Raw genomic sequence first — 18,181 nt, forward strand, 5'->3', positions numbered from 1 at the left:
GTCTAGATCGCATTTCGCAGGCTGAGGTTTTCCGGGTGCGGTTGCAGATAGGCCTGCTGCGCGATGTAGCGGTCCGGGTGTTGACGAAAGTGGTGCTTGAGCAGGGTCATCGGCACCACCAAAGGCACGATGCCGTGGCGGTATTGGCCGATGACGGTTTGCATTTCCTGCTTGTCGTCGGCGCTGATGGCCTGCTTGAGGTAACCGCTGATGTGTTGCAGCACATTGGTGTGGGTGCCACGGGTGGCGCACTTGGTCAGGCCGGTCATCAGCTCGCTGAAATAACCGCTGGCCAATTCATCCAGGTTGGCGTCCTTGGTCATGCTGCCCAGCAGGTGGCCGAGGCTTTTGTAATGCGCCGGACTGTGGGCCATCAACAAGTATTTGTAGCGCGAATGAAAGGCCAGCAGGCGGTGACGGGTCAGGCCTTCGGCCAGCAGTTGCTGCCAACTGGCGTACACGAATACGCGAGTCAGGAAGTTTTCACGCAGCACCGGGTCATTCAGCCGACCGTCTTCTTCCACCGGCAGATTGGGATGGCGGGCACAAAAGGCCTGGGCGTAGATACCGCGCCCGCCGCCGTCCACCGGAGTGCCATTTTCGCGGTACACCTTGACCCGCTCCAGGCCACAGGACGGCGACTTCTGCATGAAAATGTAGCCGCACAGGTCGGTGTGTTCCGCCGCCATCTGCTGGCCATAGTCGTCCAGCGGCTGGGTGACGTTCAGCTCGCGGTTCACCGTGCCGACGGCTTGCGGGTGAGCAGGGTCGCCCACCAGGCGGATGGGTTCGCGGGGAATGCCCAGGCCAATGGCGACTTCGGGGCACAGCGGCACAAAGTCGAAATAATCGGCGAGAGTCTGGCTGCACAGCAGGGATTGTTTATGGCCACCGTTGAAGCGCACGTTTTCGCCCAGCAGGCAGGCGCTGATGGCGATCTTCGGTTTGGTGATGCTGGACATAAACGAACCCTCGCAAGATTCCTGTACAAGGTTTTAATCTTGTACAACTAAATCCCATCATAGATTCGATGCTGTACAAGTCAAACTATTTGTACAAGTTTTGCGCGTTGGCTATTTCCAGCCGATTTTCCAGGCGTCGATATCCTGCAGGGTTTGCCAGGGCAGGCGTTCGCTGCGGTGGGTCATGACCGCCTGCAGTTCGATTTCCAGCACGGTGCCTTCATCATCACGAAACAATTCGGTGACCAGGAAGTGTTTTTCCTTGTTTCGGGGGCGCGCTGCTGTCCATTTTGACAGCAGCAGTTTTGCGGGATTGATGCGGTTCATTGCAGGTGTTCCATCAAGCGTCGCGCGGCTTCCTGGCCACTGAGCCATGCACCTTCTACCCGGCCCGACAGGCACCAGTCGCCACACACGTACAGGCCCAGATCGGCGTCGGCCAGTACGCCGAATTCATGACTGCTGGACGGTCGCGCATAGAGCCAGCGGTGCGCCAGGCTGAACGACGGCGCGGGCATGGCGCTGTGCAGCAGTTCGGCGAAAGCGCCGTGCAGGTGCTCGATCACCGCCTCCTTGGACAGGTCCAGATGGGCCCTGCTCCATGCGCTGGTGGCATGCAATACCCACGTGTCGAGGTGGGTGTCGCGCCCCGGTTTGCTGCGGTTGCGCGCGAGCCAATCGAGGGGGCTGTCCTGGACGAAGCAGCCCTCCATCGGCGTATCCAGGGGCTTGTCGAACGCCAGGGCGATGGCCCAGGTAGGGTCCATCTTCACGCCAGCGGCGGCACTGGCCAACTTGGGTGCGGCAGCCAGCAGGGCGGTGGCCTGGGGCGCTGGAGTGGCGATGATCACGTGACTGAACGGGCCGTGGTTTTCGCCGTCGGCATCCAGCAGGTTCCAGTGTTGTTTGCCCTGGAACACCTCGGTGATGCGGCAACCGAACTCCACCGGCAGGTCGTCGAGCAGCGCACGGGTGATCGCGCTCATGCGCGGCGTGCCGACCCAGCGGATCTGTTCATCGGGAGAGGGCGTGAGTTGGCCGGACTTGAAGTTGTACAGCTGGGGCTTCCATTGCTCGGCCCAGCCATTGCTTTGCCAGCGTTGCACTTCGTTGACGAAGCGCCGGTCACGGGCGGTGAAGTATTGCGCCCCCATGTCCAGAGAGCCGGCATCGCTGCGCTTGCTGGACATGCGGCCACCACTGCCGCGGCTTTTATCGAAGAGTTGTACGACGTGCCCCGCGTCTCGTAACGCTCGGGCGGCGGAGAGACCGGCGATGCCGGTGCCGATGATCGCGATGGGAACAGTCATGGGAGGCCTCGTTTTACCGTTGGTACAGACTACGCCGACACCAATAGCTGTACAATATTGTTTTTTGGTATAAGTTTTGGCTTACCTGTTCTTACGGCGTGACCTATGGTTAAAGCACAGGCTTAATCCAACGTTACGCCCGTTCAAATTGATCCCTGCTTATAAAATAGACCAGTGCGGGGCGGCGAACGTTACATGAGGAAGATCCCATGCACATTTTGCTGACCGGCGGTACTGGCCTGATCGGCCGCCAACTCTGCCAACACTGGCTTGCTCAAGGGCATCGACTGACGGTGTGGAGTCGTCATCCGGAACAGGTTGCCAAGCTGTGCGGCGCACAGGTAGCAGGCGTTGAACACCTGCAACAGGTTATCGGCCCGGTGGATGCCGTCATTAACCTGGCCGGCGCGCCCATTGCTGATCGTCCCTGGACCCACAAGCGCAAGGCGCTGCTTTGGAGCAGCCGCATCAGTCTGACTGAAACCTTGCTGGCGTGGCTTGAGGGGCTGGAGCAAAAACCTGCGGTGTTGATTTCCGGTTCAGCGGTGGGTTGGTACGGCGACGGCGGTGAGCGTGAGTTGACCGAAGCCAGCGGCCCGGTGCAGGACGATTTCCCCAGCCAGCTGTGCATTGCCTGGGAAGAAACTGCCCAGCGCGCCGAAGCCTTGGGGATTCGCGTCGTGTTGGTACGGACCGGTTTGGTGTTGTCGGCCGAGGGCGGCTTTTTGTCGCGGCTGTTGCTGCCGTTCAAACTGGCGCTGGGCGGGCCTATCGGCACTGGTCGGCAGTGGATGCCGTGGGTACATATCAAGGATCAAATCGCCCTGATTGATTTTCTTCTGCACAAGGCTGATGCCAGTGGTCCTTATAATGCCTGCGCGCCACACCCGGTACGCAATCGCGAGTTTGCGAAAACCCTGGGCCGGGTGCTGCACCGTCCGGCGTTCATGCCGATGCCGGCCTTTGCATTGAAGGTCGGCCTGGGTGAGTTGTCCGGCCTGTTGCTGGGTGGGCAGAAGGCAGTGCCCGAGCGCTTGTTGGCCGCCGGTTTCACCTTCCAGTTTACTGAGTTGCACGCGGCCCTGGATGACGTGTCCAGCCGCCTCTAAAGATAGGATGTTGCATGACGGATCACGCGTTGTTACTGGTCAATCTGGGTTCACCGGCGTCCACCTCGGTGGCCGATGTGCGCAGCTACCTCAATCAGTTCTTGATGGACCCTTATGTGATCGACCTGCCGTGGCCGGTGCGGCGCTTGCTGGTGTCACTGATCTTGATCAAGCGCCCCGAGCAGTCGGCCCACGCCTACGCGTCCATCTGGTGGGACGAGGGCTCGCCGCTGGTGGTGCTCAGTCGTCGCCTGCAACAGCAGATGACCGCACAGTGGACTCAAGGCCCGGTGGAATTGGCGATGCGCTACGGTGAGCCGTCCATTGAAACGGTGCTGACCCGCCTCGCCGCCCAGGGCATCCGTAAAGTCACCCTGGCGCCGCTGTACCCGCAGTTCGCGGACAGCACCGTGACCACGGTGATTGAGGAAGCCAAGCGCGTGGTGCGCGACAAAAAGCTCGATGTGCAATTCTCCATCCTGCAACCGTTCTACGATCAGCCCGAATACCTCGATGCCCTGGTAGCAAGCGCGCGGCCATACGTGGAACAGAATTACGACCACCTGCTGCTGAGTTTCCACGGCTTGCCTGAGCGCCACCTGACCAAGCTCGACCCTACCGGCCAGCATTGCTTCAAGGATGCCGACTGCTGCAAGAACGCGTCCGACGAGGTGCTTAAGACCTGCTATCGCGCGCAATGCTTCAGCGTCGCCCGTGATTTTGCCGCGCGCCTGGGCTTGCCGGAAGATAAATGGTCGGTGTCGTTCCAATCGCGCCTGGGCCGCGCGAAGTGGATCGAACCCTACACCGAAGCGCGCCTGGAGGCATTGGCCCAGCAAGGCGTGAAAAAGCTGCTGGTGATGTGCCCGGCGTTCGTGGCCGATTGCATCGAGACGCTGGAGGAAATCGGCGATCGTGGGCTTGAGCAGTTCCGCGAAGCTGGGGGCGAGGAGTTGGTGCTGGTGCCGTGCCTCAATGATGATCCGCAATGGGCTAAGGCGCTGAATACTTTGTGCGAAAGAGCGCCAACGCAGCTATAACTCAAGCCGAGTGAAGATCGAAATGTGGGAGCGGGCTTGCTCGCGAATGCGGTGGATCAGTCAAATAATCAGTGACTGACAGACCGCACTCGCGAGCAAGCCCGCTCCCACATGGTTTACCGTGTTTACAGGTTAAGCGTCAGGCTGACCGTGAGATTGCGCGGCTCACCCGGATTGATCCAGTAATTGCTGTAGGACCGCTCGTAGTACTTCTCATCAAACAGGTTGTTCAAGTTCAAACCCACGGTGACATTCTCCGTGGCTTTGTAATGGGCCAGCAGATCAACCGTGTGGTACGCCGGCAGCTCGAAACCCGTGCCGGCCTCACCGGAGCGATCACCGACGTAGGTGATCGCTGCACCCAGGTCGGAGCCGCGCAACGCGCCGTCCTGGAATTCATACACCCCCAACAGACTGCCGCTGCGCTTGGCGACCCCGAGAATCCGGCTGCCGGCGGGAATGGTTTTATCGCCCTTGGTCACTTCGGCGTCGATGTAGGCAAACGCGCCGATCACCCTTATGGCATCGCTTACTTGCCCGCTCACTTGCAGGTCCAGACCCTGGCTGCGCGCTTTGCCCACGGCGCGGTTGAGATTGGTGGCCGGGTCCAGCGTCAATACGTTTTCCTTTTCGATATGGAACGCGGCGAGGGTTGCGCTGAGGCGGTCGTCGAACAGCTCGCTCTTGATCCCCACTTCATAGCCCACGCCTTCTTCCGGCTTGAAGGATTTGTTGTTGGCGTCCAGGCCACTGTTGGGCTTGAACGACGTGGAGGCGTTGGCGAACACCCCAACCTGCGGCGTGAGCTGATAGAGCAGGCCGGCGCGTTGAGTAAAGGCGTCGTGAGTCTGCTTGCTCTTGGCGTGGTTGCGGGTGAAGTCGTCGATGCTCTGCTCGAAATGCTCGAAGCGCACACCGACCATGCCGCGCAAGCGATCTGTGAAGATGATCTGGTCTTGCAGGTTCAGCGCGTGGCTTTTGGTCTGTTCGAAGAAGTCGGTGCCGGAGCGCGTGCCGTTGGGTTTGGGCTGGCCGTAAACCGGGTTGTAGATGTCAATGGCGTAGTCACGGCCGCCGATAGCTGTCACGCGTTCTTTCTTGCGGTAGTCCTCGTACTCGGTGCCGACCAGCAGTTCATGCTGCCAACTGCCAATGTCGAACAGCCCACGCAGCTCCAGCTGGGTAATGCTGTCGTGCCAACCCGTCGAGCGTTCGCGATAACGGCGGTTGATAGTGTGGCCGTCGGGGTTCAGTGCACGGTTTTCCGAAGCGTCGCCCCACAGGCTGCCTTGCTTGTAATGGCTGGCCAGGCGCAGTTTCCAGGCGTCGTTGAGGTGGTGTTCGAGGGTGGCCTGGAGGCGGTTGTTGTGGTTGTCGATATCGCCGTCGTTGGGTTCACCGAGGAAGGTGGAACGGGATAGGCCGGGGGCGTCGACGATGCCTCGGTCGAAGGTGGAGCTGTGACGGACGAATTCGCTTTCCACCAGCAGGCTGGTATCCGGGTCCAACTGCCAGCTGAACGAAGGCGCGACGAATACCCGCTTGCTCTGCACGTGGTCACGGAAGCTGTGGTTGTCTTCCACCGCCAGGTTGACCCGAGTCAGCACCTTGCCTTCGCTGTCCAGCGGGGTGTTCACGTCCACAGCGGTGCGATAGCGGTCCCAACTGCCCGCGCTGGTTTGCAAGGTAGTGAAGGCTTCAGGCTGAGGCTTCTTGGTGACGATGTTCACGGTGCCGCCGGGATCGCCACGCCCGTACAGGCTGGCGGCAGGGCCCTTGAGCACTTCGATGCGTTCAATGTTGGCCGCGTCCGGTGTGCTCGGGTAGCCACGGTTGGCGCTGAAGCCGTCCTGATAGAACTCCGACGTGGTGAAGCCGCGCACGCTGTATTCGTAGAGGGTCAGGCCGCCGAAGTTGTTCTGCTTGGACACGCCGCCGGCAAATTCCAGGGCGCGTTCCACGTTGGTGCTGCCCAGGTCTTTGAGCACCGTGGCGGGAATCACGCTGATGGATTGTGGGATGTCACGAATCGCCGTGTCGGTTTTTGTCGCACTGGCGGAACGGGTGGCGCGGTAACCTTTGACTGGGCTGGAGGCGGACTCGTAGGCGTCAGTGGTGACGCTGATGGTGTCGAGTTCCAGGGTATTTTCTTCGGCGTAGGCGGGGTCGAGCAGCAAACCCAAGGCCAGGCCAGCCAAGGGGGCGATTTTTCGAGACGGCATGATAGAGCATTCCAATAGCGATATTGAAACAATATAACATGACCGATGAGAATGGATCGCTCTGAAATATCAGCTTACAGGTGCCCTCGAATGGGCACCTGGGCAGCGAATTATTCCTCTTCCTTGACCGGCGCCGGCGGTGGGCGCAAACCGATTTCCGCCAGCAACTTGATCTCTTTGCCGTTGCGCATCACCTGTATTGCGACCTTGTCCGTGGGCTTGATCCGCGCCACCTGATTCATCGACTTGCGGCCATCACCTGCCGGTTCGCCATTTATGCTGAGAATCACATCGCCCAATTGCAGGCCGGCTTTTTGCGCCGGGCCATCGCGGAAGATTCCGGCGACCACGATGCCTGGGCGTCCGGTCAAGCCAAACGACTCGGCCAATTCCTTGGTCAACGGTTGCACTTCAATCCCCAGCCAGCCACGAATCACCTGACCGTGCTCGATGATCGACTTCATCACCTCCATCGCCAGCTTCACCGGAATCGCAAAACCGATGCCCTGTGAGCCGCCGGACTTGGAGAAAATCGCCGTGTTGATACCGGTCAGATTGCCATTGGCGTCCACCAGCGCACCGCCGGAGTTGCCGGGGTTGATTGCCGCGTCGGTCTGGATGAAATCTTCGTAGCTGTTCAGGCCCAACTGATTACGCCCAGTGGCGCTGATGATGCCCATGGTCACGGTCTGCCCGACGCCAAACGGGTTGCCGATGGCCAGCGCCACATCACCGACGCGCAAGCCATCGGAACGGCCGAGGGTAATGGCTGGCAGGCTTTTCAGGTCGATCTTCAGTACCGCGAGGTCGGTTTCCGGGTCGCTGCCCACCACGCGGGCCAAGGTTTCACGGCCGTCACGCAGGGCCACCACGATCTGGTCGGCGCCGGTGGTCACGTGGTTGTTGGTGAGAATGTAGCCTTCGGGGCTCATGATCACGCCCGAACCCAGGCTGGACTCCATGCGCCGCTGCTTGGGCCCGTTGTCGCCGAAATAGCGGCGGAACTGCGGATCTTCAAACAGCGGGTGCGCCGGCTTGTTGATGACCTTGGTCGTGTACAGGTTGACCACCGCAGGGGCGGCGATGGTGACCGCATCGGCGTAAGTCACCGGGCCTTGTACCACCGCGCTGGTCTGCGGTGCCTGTTGCAGGTTCACATCCAGGCTGGGTAGGCCCACCAGCTCGGGGTAACGCTGAATAATCAGCATCGCGATCAGCACGCCAGCCAACAATGGCCATCCAAAAAAACGCAGCGCCTTGAGCATCAAGTTAGTCCTGACAGGTTGCAGGGGGCGAGAGAGCGCCCATAATGTCGCGCATTATACGAGGCTGTGACGCCTGCGAACGGGATATTTAGGAGTCTTTTATGGCCGTCCCCCTTACCACCCTCGTCGAGGAAGCGGACCGCTACCTCGGCAGTGCAAAAATTGCCGATTATTGCCCCAACGGCCTGCAGGTCGAGGGCCGCCCGCAGGTGATGCGCATCGTCAGTGGCGTGACCGCCAGCCAGGCCCTGCTGGACGCGGCCGTCGAGGCCCAGGCCGATCTGATCCTGGTGCACCACGGCTACTTCTGGAAAGGCGAAAACCCCTGCGTCACCGGCATGAAACAGCGCCGCCTCAAGACCCTGCTCAAGCACGACATCAGCCTGCTCGCCTACCACTTGCCGCTGGACCTGCACCCCGAGGTCGGCAATAACGTGCAACTCGCCCGTCAGCTGGATATCACGGTAGAAGGCCCGCTTGACCCGAGCAACCCCAAGGTCGTCGGCCTGGTCGGCTCCCTTGCCGAGCCCTTGTCGCCCCGTGATTTTGCCCGCCGCGTGCAGGAAGTCATGGGCCGCGAACCGCTATTGATCGAAGGCGGCGAGATGATCCGTCGCGTCGGCTGGTGCACGGGCGGTGGCCAGGGCTACATCGACCAGGCGATTGCCGCCGGCGTCGACCTGTACCTGAGCGGCGAAGCCTCCGAGCAGACCTTTCACAGCGCCCGCGAAAACGACGTCAGCTTCATCGCCGCCGGCCACCATGCCACTGAGCGCTATGGTGTACAGGCGCTGGGTGATTACCTGGCGCGGCGCTTCGCGTTGGAACATCTCTTCATCGATTGCCCCAATCCGATCTGAGCCTCACCACAGAAAGCCCAAACTTGGGGGCATATTCATATACCGTTTCGATCTAGTCCGCTCCCTGAATAGAAGCAGGTGCTGTGCTAGCATGCCTCGCTCGAACACGGCCCGCTGGCCGTCCATAAGATCGTTTTTCCGTGAGTAACCATGGTCGACAAACTGACGCATCTGAAACAGCTGGAGGCGGAAAGCATCCACATCATCCGCGAGGTCGCCGCCGAGTTCGACAACCCGGTGATGCTCTACTCAATCGGTAAAGACTCCGCCGTGATGCTGCACCTGGCACGCAAGGCCTTCTTCCCGGGCAAACTGCCGTTCCCTGTGATGCACGTCGACACCCGCTGGAAATTCCAGGAGATGTACCGGTTCCGCGACAAGATGGTCGAAGAACTGGGCCTGGACTTGATCACCCACGTGAACCCGGACGGCGTGGCGCAGGGCATCAACCCCTTCACCCACGGCAGCGCCAAGCACACCGACATCATGAAGACCGAAGGCCTCAAGCAGGCCCTGGACAAGCATGGTTTCGACGCAGCCTTCGGCGGTGCCCGTCGCGATGAAGAGAAATCCCGCGCCAAAGAGCGCGTGTACTCGTTCCGCGACAGCAAGCACCGCTGGGACCCGAAAAACCAGCGTCCCGAGCTGTGGAACGTCTACAACGGCAACGTCAACAAGGGTGAGTCCATCCGTGTGTTCCCGCTGTCCAACTGGACCGAGTTGGACATCTGGCAGTACATCTACCTGGAAGGCATCCCGATCGTACCGCTGTACTTCGCCGCCGAACGCGAAGTGATCGAGAAGAACGGCACGTTGATCATGATCGACGACGACCGCATCCTTGAGCACTTGTCTGACGAAGACAAAGCCCGAATCGTCAAAAAGAAAGTACGTTTCCGTACCCTTGGCTGCTACCCGTTGACGGGCGCGGTGGAGTCCGAAGCCGAGACGCTGACGGACATCATTCAGGAAATGCTCCTGACGCGAACTTCCGAGCGCCAGGGCCGTGTCATCGACCACGATGGTGCCGGCTCGATGGAAGATAAAAAACGTCAAGGCTATTTCTAAGGGGCTGTCATGTCGCATCAATCTGATTTGATCAGCGAGGACATCCTCGCCTACCTGGGCCAGCACGAGCGCAAGGAAATGTTGCGCTTCCTGACCTGTGGCAACGTCGACGACGGCAAGAGCACCCTGATCGGGCGCCTGCTGCACGACTCCAAGATGATCTACGAAGATCACCTGGAAGCCATCACCCGCGATTCGAAGAAGTCCGGTACCACTGGCGACGATATCGACCTGGCGTTGCTCGTCGACGGCCTGCAGGCCGAGCGTGAGCAAGGCATCACCATCGACGTTGCTTACCGCTACTTCTCCACCGCCAAGCGCAAATTCATCATCGCCGACACCCCCGGCCATGAGCAGTACACCCGCAACATGGCCACCGGTGCGTCCACCTGTGACCTGGCGATCATCCTGATCGACGCCCGCTACGGCGTGCAGACCCAGACCCGTCGTCACAGCTTTATCGCCTCGTTGCTGGGCATCAAGCACATCGTGGTGGCCGTCAACAAGATGGACATCAATGGCTTTGACCAAAGCGTATTCGAGCAGATCAAGGCTGATTACCTGAAGTTCGCCGACGGTATCGCCTTCAAGCCAAGCACCCTGGCCTTTGTGCCGATGTCGGCGCTCAAGGGCGACAACGTGGTGAACAAGAGTGAGCGTTCGCCTTGGTACACCGGCCAGTCGCTGATGGAAATCCTCGAAACCGTCGAGATTGCCAACGACCGCAACTACACCGACCTACGTTTCCCGGTGCAGTACGTCAATCGCCCGAACCTGAACTTCCGCGGTTTTGCCGGCACCCTGGCCAGCGGCATCGTGCACAAGGGCGACGAAGTCGTGGTATTGCCGTCGGGCAAGAGCAGCCGGGTCAAGTCCATTGTCACCTTTGAGGGTGAGCTGGAACACGCAGGCCCAGGCCAGGCCGTGACCCTGACCATGGAAGACGAGATCGACATCTCCCGTGGCGACTTGCTGGTACACGCCGATAACGTGCCGCAAGTGACCGACGCCTTCGACGCCATGCTGGTGTGGATGGCTGAAGAACCGATGCTGCCGGGCAAGAAATACGACATCAAGCGCGCCACCAGCTACGTGCCGGGCTCCATCACCAGCATCGTGCACCGCGTGGATGTGAACACCCTGGCCGAAGGTCCGGCGAGTTCGCTGCAACTGAACGAAATTGGCCGAGTCAAGGTCAGCCTTGATGCCGCCATCGCCCTGGACGGCTACGACAGCAATCGCACCACCGGTGCGTTTATCGTCATCGACCGTTTGACCAACGGCACCGTGGCAGCCGGCATGATCATCGCGCCGCCTATCACCCACGGCAGCTCGGCGCAGCACGGCAATTTGGCTCACGTAGCCACCGAAGAACGCGCGCTGCGCTTCGGCCAGCAACCGGCCACCGTGCTGTTCACCGGCCTGTCGGGCGCCGGCAAGAGCACCTTGGCCTACGCGGTTGAGCGCAAGCTCTTCGACATGGGCCGTGCGGTGTTCGTACTGGATGGCCAGAACCTGCGTCACGACCTGAACAAGGGCTTGCCGCATGACCGTGCCGGCCGTACCGAGAACTGGCGTCGTGCCGCGCATGTGGCGCGTCAGTTCAACGAAGCGGGCCTGCTGACCCTGGCCGCGTTTGTGGCCCCGGATGCCGAAGGCCGCGAACAGGCTAAGGCGCTGATCGGCAGCGATCGCCTGCTGACGGTCTACGTGCAAGCGTCGCCGCTGGTGTGCGCCGAGCGTGATCCGCAAGGCTTGTACGCCGCCGGTGGGGATAACATCCCGGGCGAGTCCTTCCCGTATGACGTGCCGTTGAACGCCGACCTGGTGATCGACACCCAGGCACTGTCGCTGGAAGAAAGCGTCAAGCAAGTGCTGGAGCTGTTGCGTCAGCGCGGCGCGATCTAACCCTCGCGGCCATAAAAAAGCCCGCCACCGAGTGATCGGTGGCGGGCTTTTTTCATTCTCAAGATCAGACTCGGTCAAAAATGTGGGAGCGGGCTTGCTCGCGAATGCGGTGGATCAGCCAATACATCTGGCGACTGACAAACCGCCTTCGCGAGCAAGCCCGCTCCCACATGTTGATTACTGTTCGCCTGGGAAATCTTTGTGCAGTTTTTCCAGCAGGAGGTCCTTGTCTTCCCAAAGCTGGTTGATCCAGCCCTGAAACGCCAACCGATACGCCCCATCCTGCTCATAATTCTTGCCAATGAACTCGGCCGGAATCTGCACCTCTTCAAACTGCACAACCACGTCTTTCACATTCCCGCACAGTAAATCCCAGTAACCTGGGCGGCCAGCAGGGTAGTGGATGGTCACGTTGACCAGTGACTTCAACTGCTCACCCATCGCATCCAGCACAAACGCGATACCACCCGCCTTGGGCTTTAGCAGGTAGCGAAACGGCGAGTTCTGCTGGGCATGCTTGCCCGGCGTAAACCGCGTACCTTCGGCAAAGTTGAATATGCCCACCGGGTTGTCGCGAAATTTCGCACAGGTCTTGCGGGTGGTTTCCAGGTCCTTGCCTTTCTTCTCCGGGTGCTTTTCCAGGTAGGCCTTGGTGTAGCGCTTCATGAACGGAAAGCCCAGCGCCCACCATGCCAGGCCAATCACCGGCACCCAGATCAGCTCCTGCTTGAGGAAGAACTTCAGCGGACGGATCCGCCGGTTCAGCACGTATTGCAACACCATGATGTCGACCCAGCTCTGGTGGTTGCTGGTCACCAGATACGAGTGCTGATAGTCCAGCCCTTCGAGCCCGGTCAGGTGCCAGCGCGTGCGGCGTACCAGGTTCATCCAGCCCTTGTTGTTGGTGACCCAGGCTTCATGGGTGTGGTTCATCAGCCATTCGCTGAAGCGCTTGGCAAACGGCAGCGCCTTGAACAACGCGACGATAAACAGGAACGAACACAACAGGATCGTGTTGAGCGCCAACAACAGCGACGCAATCACCCCGCGCACGGAGGCAGGTAGAAAAGCCAGCATTTAAATATCCATAGGTCGGTTGGCGGCTTGGATCGCAGTGAGCGCGATGGTGTACACAATGTCATCCACCTGGGCGCCGCGTGGAAGGTCGTTGACCGGCTTGCGCAGGCCCTGGAGCATGGGGCCCAGGCTCACGCAATCAGCGCTGCGCTGCACGGCCTTGTGCGTGGTGTTGCCGGTGTTGAGGTCGGGGAACACAAACACGGTGGCCTTGCCGGCGACCTGGCTGTTGGGGGCCAGTTGTCGGGCTACGTTTTCGTTGGCGGCAGCGTCGTATTGCAGCGGGCCGTCGATCAACAGCGAGCTTTGCTGTTCGTGGGCGAGCAGGGTGGCTTCGCGGACTTTTTCCACTTCTTCACCGCTGGCCGAGTCACCACTGGAGTAGCTGATCATCGCCACACGCGGGGTGATGCCGAATGCAGCCGCTGAATCGGCGCTTTGCAGGGCAATTTCCGCCAATTCGGCCGCGCTGGGGTGCGGATTCATCACGCAGTCGCCGTACACCAGCACCTGCTCGGGGAACAGCATGAAGAACACCGACGACACCAGGGTGCAGCCCGGTGCCGTCTTGATCAACTGCAAGGCAGGGCGGATGGTGTTGGCGGTGGAGTGAATAACCCCGGAGACCAGGCCGTCCACTTCGTCCAGCGCAAGCATCATGGTGGCGATCACCACCGTGTCTTCCAGTTGCTGCTCGGCCATCGGCGCATTGAGGCTCTTGCTCTTGCGCAGGGCCACCATCGGTTCGACGTAGCGTTGGCGGATCAGGTCCGGATCGAGAATCTCCAGACCTTCGGGCAGTTCGATGCCCTGGGCGCGGGCGACCGCTTCCACGTCTGCCGGCTTGGCCAGCAGCACGCAACGGGCAATCCCCCGCGCTTGGCAGATGGCGGCCGCTTGCACGGTCAGCGGCTCGCTGCCTTCGGGCAGCACGATGCGCTTGTTGGCGGCCTGGGCGCGCTGGATCAACTGGTAGCGGAACACCGCCGGTGACAGGCGCATTTCCCGGGGTGTGCCGCAGCGTCGGTGCAACCAGCGCGCATCCAGGTGGCTGGCGACGAAATCGGTGATGATCTCCGCACGCTCGCGGTCATCGATGGGGATTTCTTTGTTCAGGCTATTGAGCTGGTTGGCGGTGTCGTAGGAGCCGGTGCTCACTGACAGCACCGGCAGGCCCGCCTGGAAGGCACCTCGGCACAACTCCATGATGCGCGGGTCGGGCAAGGTGTCACTGGTGAGCAACAGGCCGGCCAGCGGCACGCCGTTGATCGCCGCGAGGCTGACGGCGAGAATGATGTCGTCGCGGTCGCCGGGCGTCACCACCAGCACGCCGGGCTTGAGCAGCTCCACGGTGTTACGCATGGTGCGGGCGCAGATGATGATCTTGGTCATGCGCCGAGTTTCGTAGTCGCCAGCGTTGAGGATCTGCGCGCCCATCAGGTCGGCCACGTCGCGGGTGCGTGGCGCGTTGAGTTCCGGCTGATAGGGAATGCAGCCGAGCAGGCGGAAATCGCCGCTGCGTAACAGGGGTGAGTGTTCCTTGAGGCGCGCCGAGAAGGCTTCCATGCTTTCGTCGGTGCGCACCTTGTTGAGGATCACGCCGAGTACTTTCGGGTCTTTCGGGCCGCCGAACAGTTGGGCCTGCAATTCCACGCGGCCGGAGAGCTCGGTGAGCACTTCATTTTCCGGCGCTGAGACCAGGATCACTTCCGCATCCAGGCTCTTGGCCAGGTGCAGGTTGACCCGCGCCGCATAGCTGGCGCTGCGGGTCGGCACCATGCCTTCGACGATCAGCACGTCCTTGCCCACGGCGGCTTGCTGGTACAGCGTGATGATTTCTTCGAGCAGTTCATCGAGCTGGCCGTCGCCGAGCATGCGCTCCACGTGAGCCAGGCCCAGGGGCTGTGGCGGCTTGAGGCCGTGGGTGCGCGCCACCAGTTCGGTGGAACGCTCGGGGCCCGTATCGCCTGGGTGCGGTTGGGCAATCGGCTTGAAAAAGCCGACTTTCAGTCCGGCCCGCTCAAGGGTACGCACCAGCCCGAGGCTGATGGAGGTCAGACCCACACCAAAATCGGTGGGCGCGATAAAAAAAGTCTGCATGCGAATTCTCTGAAGGTGCATGGCTTCGGTGAGGTTCTATGATTGAACGTCTACCGGGAATCAGGCGCCAAGGTTATCGTTATTCGTGCGCTTGCGCACACCAGCCGCAGGCAAAGGGCTGGCCTATTTTTTCAAGGCGTTGGGCGGGGTCGAGCACCCAGGCGCGGGACTGCCAGGGTGGCTGGTGGCGCAGGTGCTGGGTGTGGCCGCAGGACAGCTCGGCGACCCAGTGCTGGTCGTCGTCCTGATGGAACCCGATGATGAAGGAAGCCGTTGATCGGCCCCGTCTGTCCGGGTTCTGTTCGCTTTCGGGCAAATCCTTGTTTAGACTTGTCCGTTCTTCATTCTTATGCAAAAGGTCTCGCCCCATGACGATCGCCGCTAACAAGGCTGTCTCCATCGACTATACCCTGACCAACGACGCTGGTGAGGTCATCGACAGCTCCGCCGGCGGCGCGCCGCTGGTCTACCTGCAAGGCGCAGGTAACATCATCCCAGGCCTGGAAAAGGCACTGGAAGGCAAGAGCGTCGGTGATGAGCTGAGCGTTGCCGTAGAACCTGAAGATGCCTACGGCGAGTACTCGGCCGAACTGGTCAGCACCCTGAGCCGCAGCATGTTCGAAGGCGTTGACGAGCTGGAAGTGGGCATGCAGTTCCACGCTTCCGCGCCGGACGGCCAAATGCAGATCGTGACCATCCGTGATCTGGACGGCGACGATGTGACCGTCGACGGCAACCACCCGCTGGCTGGCCAGCGCCTGAACTTCCAAGTGAAGATCGTTGCCATCCGCGACGCTTCCCAGGAAGAAGTGGCGCACGGTCATGTTCACGGTGAAGGTGGTCACCACCATTGATCGTGGTTTGATCAATAGGTAGCAAAAACGCCCCGACTGGTTCGGGGCGTTTTTTTTGTCTTGAAAATACACTGCGGTCGAAATGTGGGAGCGGGCTTGCTCGCGAATGCAGTGGATCAGTCAATACATCTCATCTGGTAACTGACACTCCGCATTCGCGAGCAAGCCCGCTCCCACACAAACAAAAATGCCCCGGACCTTTCGGTACGGGGCATTTCTTAACTGTTTCGCAACCTGGGTTGCGTTGCAGTTGTTACCACTTAGGCTGCAGCAGGAACGCTCAGAGCCTTGATGTGGCCATTCAGGCGGCTCTTATGACGAGCGGCCTTGTTCTTGTGGATGATGCCTTTATCGGCCATGCGGTCGATAACTGGCACAGCCAGAACGTAAGCTGCTTGAGCTTTTTCAGCGTCTTTGGTGTCGATAGCTTTAACTACATTCTTGATGTAGGTACGAACCATGGAACGCAGGCTGGCGTTGTGGCTGCGACGCTTCTCAGCCTGTTTTGCACGTTTTTTGGCGGAAGGTGTGTTGGCCACCGTCGAGCTCCTCGAAAGACTTTTTAGGAAATAGCAAACAAAATAGGCCGCGAATCATGCCGATGACTTGATGGGTTGTCAAGAGCGGCTGATGCGAACTGCTGAGTGGTCGATCTGAAGAGGCGGGTGATTTATTTCCGGCGCTTGACCTGTAAACTCGCGAGCTTTGGCTCTGTGCTGTTGCAGGCGCGCAGTATCGCATAAGTGGGCGCTTTGTTCGCCTGCTCTTTATCTAAAGGCGCAAACTCTTTCAATGAATCTGCTCAAATCGCTGGCCGCTGTCAGCTCTATCACGATGATCTCCCGTGTTCTGGGGTTTGTGCGTGACACGTTGCTGGCGCGCATTTTTGGCGCGAGCATGGCCACGGATGCCTTCTTTATTGCGTTCAAATTGCCTAATCTGCTCCGACGGATCTTCGCCGAAGGCGCGTTTTCCCAGGCATTCGTGCCGATCCTGGCCGAATACAAGACCCAGCAGGGCGAGGAAGCCACCCGCACGTTCATTGCCTATGTCTCGGGCCTGTTGACCCTGGTACTGATGCTGGTGACCCTCCTCGGCATGCTCGCCGCGCCCTGGGTGATCTGGGCCACGGCCCCCGGCTTTGCCAATACCCCGGAAAAGTTCGCGCTGACCACGGATCTGCTGCGGGTGACCTTTCCTTATATATTGCTGATCTCCCTGTCATCCCTGGCCGGAGCGATCCTCAATACCTGGAACCGTTTCTCGGTGCCGGCCTTCGTGCCGACCCTGCTGAACGTCAGCATGATCATCTTCGCGCTGTTTCTTACCCCGTATTTCGATCCGCCGGTAATGGCCCTCGGTTGGGCCGTATTGGCGGGCGGCCTGGCGCAACTGCTCTATCAGCTGCCGCACCTGAAAAAGATCGGCATGCTCGTGTTGCCGCGCCTGAACCTCAAGGACACCGGCGTGTGGCGCGTGATGCGCAATATGTTGCCGGCGATCCTGGGCGTGTCGGTCAGTCAGATTTCGCTGATCATCAACACGGCGTTCGCCTCGTTGCTGGTGTCCGGCTCGGTGTCGTGGATGTACTACGCCGACCGCCTGATGGAGTTGCCGTCCGGCGTGCTGGGCGTGGCGCTGGGCACGATCCTGCTGCCGACCCTGGCGCGCACTTATGCCAGCAAGGATCGCCAGGAATACTCGCGTATCCTCGATTGGGGCCTGCGCCTGTGCTTTGTGCTGGTGCTGCCGTGTGCCCTGGCGCTGGGAATCCTGGCCGAGCCGTTGACCGTGGCGCTGTTCCAATACGGCCAGTTCGATGCCCATGACGCCTTGATGACGCAGCATGCGCTGATCGCCTACTCCGTCGGCCTGCTCGGCATTATCGTGATCAAAGTGCTGGCCCCCGGCTTCTATGCCCAGCAAAACATCCGTACGCCGGTCAAGATCGCGATTTTCACGCTGATCGTCACGCAATTGCTCAACCTGGTGTTCATCGGGCCGCTGGCGCACGCTGGCCTGGCCCTGGCCATCAGTGCCGGCGCATGCATCAATGCCGGATTGTTGTTTTACCAACTGCGTAAACAGCAAATGTTCCAGCCACAGCCAGGCTGGGGCCTGTTTGCCCTCAAGCTGCTGGTGGCGGTGGGGGTGATGTCGGCCGTGCTGCTGGGTTTGATGCACTTCATGCCGGCCTGGGACGAAGGCCATATGCTGGAGCGCTTCCTGCGCCTTGGCGTGCTGGTCGTTGCGGGCGTGGTGGTGTACTTCGGGATGTTGCTGGCGCAGGGCTTCCGCCTGCGGGATTTCAATCGCAAGTCCCTGGGTTAGAGAGTTTGCCGCGATAAAACCGTTGTTTTATCGATTCGATCCATTTGGCCTGTGCTGTTGCCTGTCGTCCGGGGC

General features: G+C 60.3%; 16 protein-coding genes. 7 read left to right on the forward strand and 9 right to left on the reverse strand.

Going from position 1 to position 18,181, the window contains the following annotated elements; all coding sequences use genetic code 11:
* Positions 1 to 2: 2 nt before the first annotated feature.
* From PF1751_RS03670 to PF1751_RS03680, 3 genes are all read right to left on the reverse strand, one after another.
* Complete coding sequence (locus tag PF1751_RS03670) at positions 3 to 962, reverse strand: YbgA family protein (protein ID WP_010213292.1); 960 nt, start codon at positions 960 to 962, stop codon at positions 3 to 5.
* 111 nt (positions 963 to 1,073) lie between these two features.
* Positions 1,074 to 1,289, reverse strand: coding sequence for a TIGR02450 family Trp-rich protein (locus tag PF1751_RS03675; RefSeq protein WP_010213290.1), 216 nt, complete (start codon positions 1,287 to 1,289; stop codon positions 1,074 to 1,076).
* A complete protein-coding gene (locus PF1751_RS03680; RefSeq protein ID WP_010213289.1) occupies positions 1,286 to 2,272 on the reverse strand; it encodes an NAD(P)/FAD-dependent oxidoreductase in 987 nt (328 codons plus the stop codon). The genes PF1751_RS03675 and PF1751_RS03680 overlap by 4 nt, the downstream gene beginning before the upstream one ends.
* A 209-nt stretch (positions 2,273 to 2,481) precedes the next feature.
* Between PF1751_RS03680 and PF1751_RS03685 the strand changes: the two genes are divergently transcribed.
* Positions 2,482 to 3,381: a TIGR01777 family oxidoreductase gene (locus PF1751_RS03685; RefSeq protein WP_010213288.1), complete on the forward strand. Its 900-nt coding sequence runs from the start codon at positions 2,482 to 2,484 to the stop codon at positions 3,379 to 3,381.
* Between the two features lie 14 nt (positions 3,382 to 3,395).
* Positions 3,396 to 4,421 carry a ferrochelatase gene (gene hemH, locus PF1751_RS03690; RefSeq protein WP_044286618.1) on the forward strand — a complete coding sequence of 342 codons (1,026 nt, stop codon included), beginning with the start codon at positions 3,396 to 3,398 and terminating at the stop codon, positions 4,419 to 4,421.
* Between the two features lie 125 nt (positions 4,422 to 4,546).
* Here hemH and PF1751_RS03695 read toward each other — a convergent pair whose 3' ends face one another.
* Together PF1751_RS03695 and algW are read right to left on the reverse strand one after the other, a co-directional pair.
* A complete protein-coding gene (locus PF1751_RS03695; protein WP_044286620.1) occupies positions 4,547 to 6,643 on the reverse strand; it encodes a TonB-dependent siderophore receptor in 2,097 nt (698 codons plus the stop codon).
* Positions 6,644 to 6,753: 110 nt separating this feature from the next.
* The gene (gene algW, locus PF1751_RS03700; RefSeq protein WP_010213284.1) at positions 6,754 to 7,908 is read right to left on the reverse strand and encodes a Do family serine endopeptidase AlgW; all 1,155 of its coding nucleotides are present in this window, start codon (positions 7,906 to 7,908) and stop codon (positions 6,754 to 6,756) included.
* Positions 7,909 to 8,009: 101 nt separating this feature from the next.
* Between algW and PF1751_RS03705 the strand changes: the two genes are divergently transcribed.
* The 3 genes from PF1751_RS03705 to cysN all read left to right on the forward strand — a co-directional run bounded on the left by PF1751_RS03705 (position 8,010) and on the right by cysN (position 11,744).
* Positions 8,010 to 8,768, forward strand: coding sequence for a Nif3-like dinuclear metal center hexameric protein (locus tag PF1751_RS03705; protein ID WP_044286621.1), 759 nt, complete (start codon positions 8,010 to 8,012; stop codon positions 8,766 to 8,768).
* 150 nt (positions 8,769 to 8,918) lie between these two features.
* The gene (cysD, locus tag PF1751_RS03710) at positions 8,919 to 9,836 is read left to right on the forward strand and encodes a sulfate adenylyltransferase subunit CysD (protein ID WP_010213282.1); all 918 of its coding nucleotides are present in this window, start codon (positions 8,919 to 8,921) and stop codon (positions 9,834 to 9,836) included.
* A gap of 9 nt (positions 9,837 to 9,845) precedes the next feature.
* Positions 9,846 to 11,744 carry a sulfate adenylyltransferase subunit CysN gene (gene cysN, locus PF1751_RS03715; protein ID WP_010213281.1) on the forward strand — a complete coding sequence of 633 codons (1,899 nt, stop codon included), beginning with the start codon at positions 9,846 to 9,848 and terminating at the stop codon, positions 11,742 to 11,744.
* 177 nt (positions 11,745 to 11,921) lie between these two features.
* Here the strand turns inward: cysN and PF1751_RS03720 are convergent, their stop codons facing one another.
* The 3 genes from PF1751_RS03720 to PF1751_RS28175 form a co-directional block, all read right to left on the reverse strand.
* Positions 11,922 to 12,821: an acyltransferase gene (locus tag PF1751_RS03720; protein WP_044286622.1), complete on the reverse strand. Its 900-nt coding sequence runs from the start codon at positions 12,819 to 12,821 to the stop codon at positions 11,922 to 11,924.
* Complete coding sequence (pta, locus tag PF1751_RS03725; protein WP_044286623.1) at positions 12,822 to 14,921, reverse strand: phosphate acetyltransferase; 2,100 nt, start codon at positions 14,919 to 14,921, stop codon at positions 12,822 to 12,824.
* 79 nt (positions 14,922 to 15,000) lie between these two features.
* Positions 15,001 to 15,291, reverse strand: coding sequence for a DUF3565 domain-containing protein (locus PF1751_RS28175; protein WP_038452681.1), 291 nt, complete (start codon positions 15,289 to 15,291; stop codon positions 15,001 to 15,003).
* Between PF1751_RS28175 and PF1751_RS03735 the strand changes: the two genes are divergently transcribed.
* Positions 15,290 to 15,775: an FKBP-type peptidyl-prolyl cis-trans isomerase gene (locus PF1751_RS03735; protein ID WP_010213275.1), complete on the forward strand. Its 486-nt coding sequence runs from the start codon at positions 15,290 to 15,292 to the stop codon at positions 15,773 to 15,775. The two genes, PF1751_RS28175 and PF1751_RS03735, sit on opposite strands and share 2 nt — an antisense overlap.
* 260 nt (positions 15,776 to 16,035) lie before the next feature.
* On the opposite strand, the gene rpsT is transcribed toward PF1751_RS03735, so the two are convergent.
* The gene (gene rpsT, locus PF1751_RS03740; RefSeq protein ID WP_003188401.1) at positions 16,036 to 16,314 is read right to left on the reverse strand and encodes a 30S ribosomal protein S20; all 279 of its coding nucleotides are present in this window, start codon (positions 16,312 to 16,314) and stop codon (positions 16,036 to 16,038) included.
* Positions 16,315 to 16,567: 253 nt separating this feature from the next.
* On the opposite strand from rpsT, the gene murJ reads away from it, so the two are divergent.
* A complete protein-coding gene (gene murJ / locus PF1751_RS03745; RefSeq protein WP_010213271.1) occupies positions 16,568 to 18,106 on the forward strand; it encodes a murein biosynthesis integral membrane protein MurJ in 1,539 nt (512 codons plus the stop codon).
* Positions 18,107 to 18,181: the final 75 nt, after the last annotated feature.

Origin of the sequence: Pseudomonas simiae, from assembly GCF_000934565.1 — a bacterium.
Lineage (GTDB): Bacteria > Pseudomonadota > Gammaproteobacteria > Pseudomonadales > Pseudomonadaceae > Aquipseudomonas > Aquipseudomonas simiae.

What these genes read in the sequence shown, in the direction of transcription:
- PF1751_RS03670 (WP_010213292.1), bottom strand. Translation starts at nt 962, where the DNA reads ATGTCCAGCATCACCAAACCGAAGATCGCCATCAGCGCCTGCCTGCTG.
- PF1751_RS03675 (WP_010213290.1), bottom strand. Translation starts at nt 1,289, where the DNA reads ATGAACCGCATCAATCCCGCAAAACTGCTGCTGTCAAAATGGACAGCA.
- PF1751_RS03680 (WP_010213289.1), bottom strand. Translation starts at nt 2,272, where the DNA reads ATGACTGTTCCCATCGCGATCATCGGCACCGGCATCGCCGGTCTCTCC.
- PF1751_RS03685 (WP_010213288.1), top strand. Translation starts at nt 2,482, where the DNA reads ATGCACATTTTGCTGACCGGCGGTACTGGCCTGATCGGCCGCCAACTC.
- hemH (WP_044286618.1), top strand. Translation starts at nt 3,396, where the DNA reads ATGACGGATCACGCGTTGTTACTGGTCAATCTGGGTTCACCGGCGTCC.
- PF1751_RS03695 (WP_044286620.1), bottom strand. Translation starts at nt 6,643, where the DNA reads ATGCCGTCTCGAAAAATCGCCCCCTTGGCTGGCCTGGCCTTGGGTTTG.
- algW (WP_010213284.1), bottom strand. Translation starts at nt 7,908, where the DNA reads ATGCTCAAGGCGCTGCGTTTTTTTGGATGGCCATTGTTGGCTGGCGTG.
- PF1751_RS03705 (WP_044286621.1), top strand. Translation starts at nt 8,010, where the DNA reads ATGGCCGTCCCCCTTACCACCCTCGTCGAGGAAGCGGACCGCTACCTC.
- cysD (WP_010213282.1), top strand. Translation starts at nt 8,919, where the DNA reads ATGGTCGACAAACTGACGCATCTGAAACAGCTGGAGGCGGAAAGCATC.
- cysN (WP_010213281.1), top strand. Translation starts at nt 9,846, where the DNA reads ATGTCGCATCAATCTGATTTGATCAGCGAGGACATCCTCGCCTACCTG.
- PF1751_RS03720 (WP_044286622.1), bottom strand. Translation starts at nt 12,821, where the DNA reads ATGCTGGCTTTTCTACCTGCCTCCGTGCGCGGGGTGATTGCGTCGCTG.
- pta (WP_044286623.1), bottom strand. Translation starts at nt 14,921, where the DNA reads ATGCAGACTTTTTTTATCGCGCCCACCGATTTTGGTGTGGGTCTGACC.
- PF1751_RS03735 (WP_010213275.1), top strand. Translation starts at nt 15,290, where the DNA reads ATGACGATCGCCGCTAACAAGGCTGTCTCCATCGACTATACCCTGACC.
- PF1751_RS28175 (WP_038452681.1), bottom strand. Translation starts at nt 15,291, where the DNA reads ATGGGGCGAGACCTTTTGCATAAGAATGAAGAACGGACAAGTCTAAAC.
- murJ (WP_010213271.1), top strand. Translation starts at nt 16,568, where the DNA reads ATGAATCTGCTCAAATCGCTGGCCGCTGTCAGCTCTATCACGATGATC.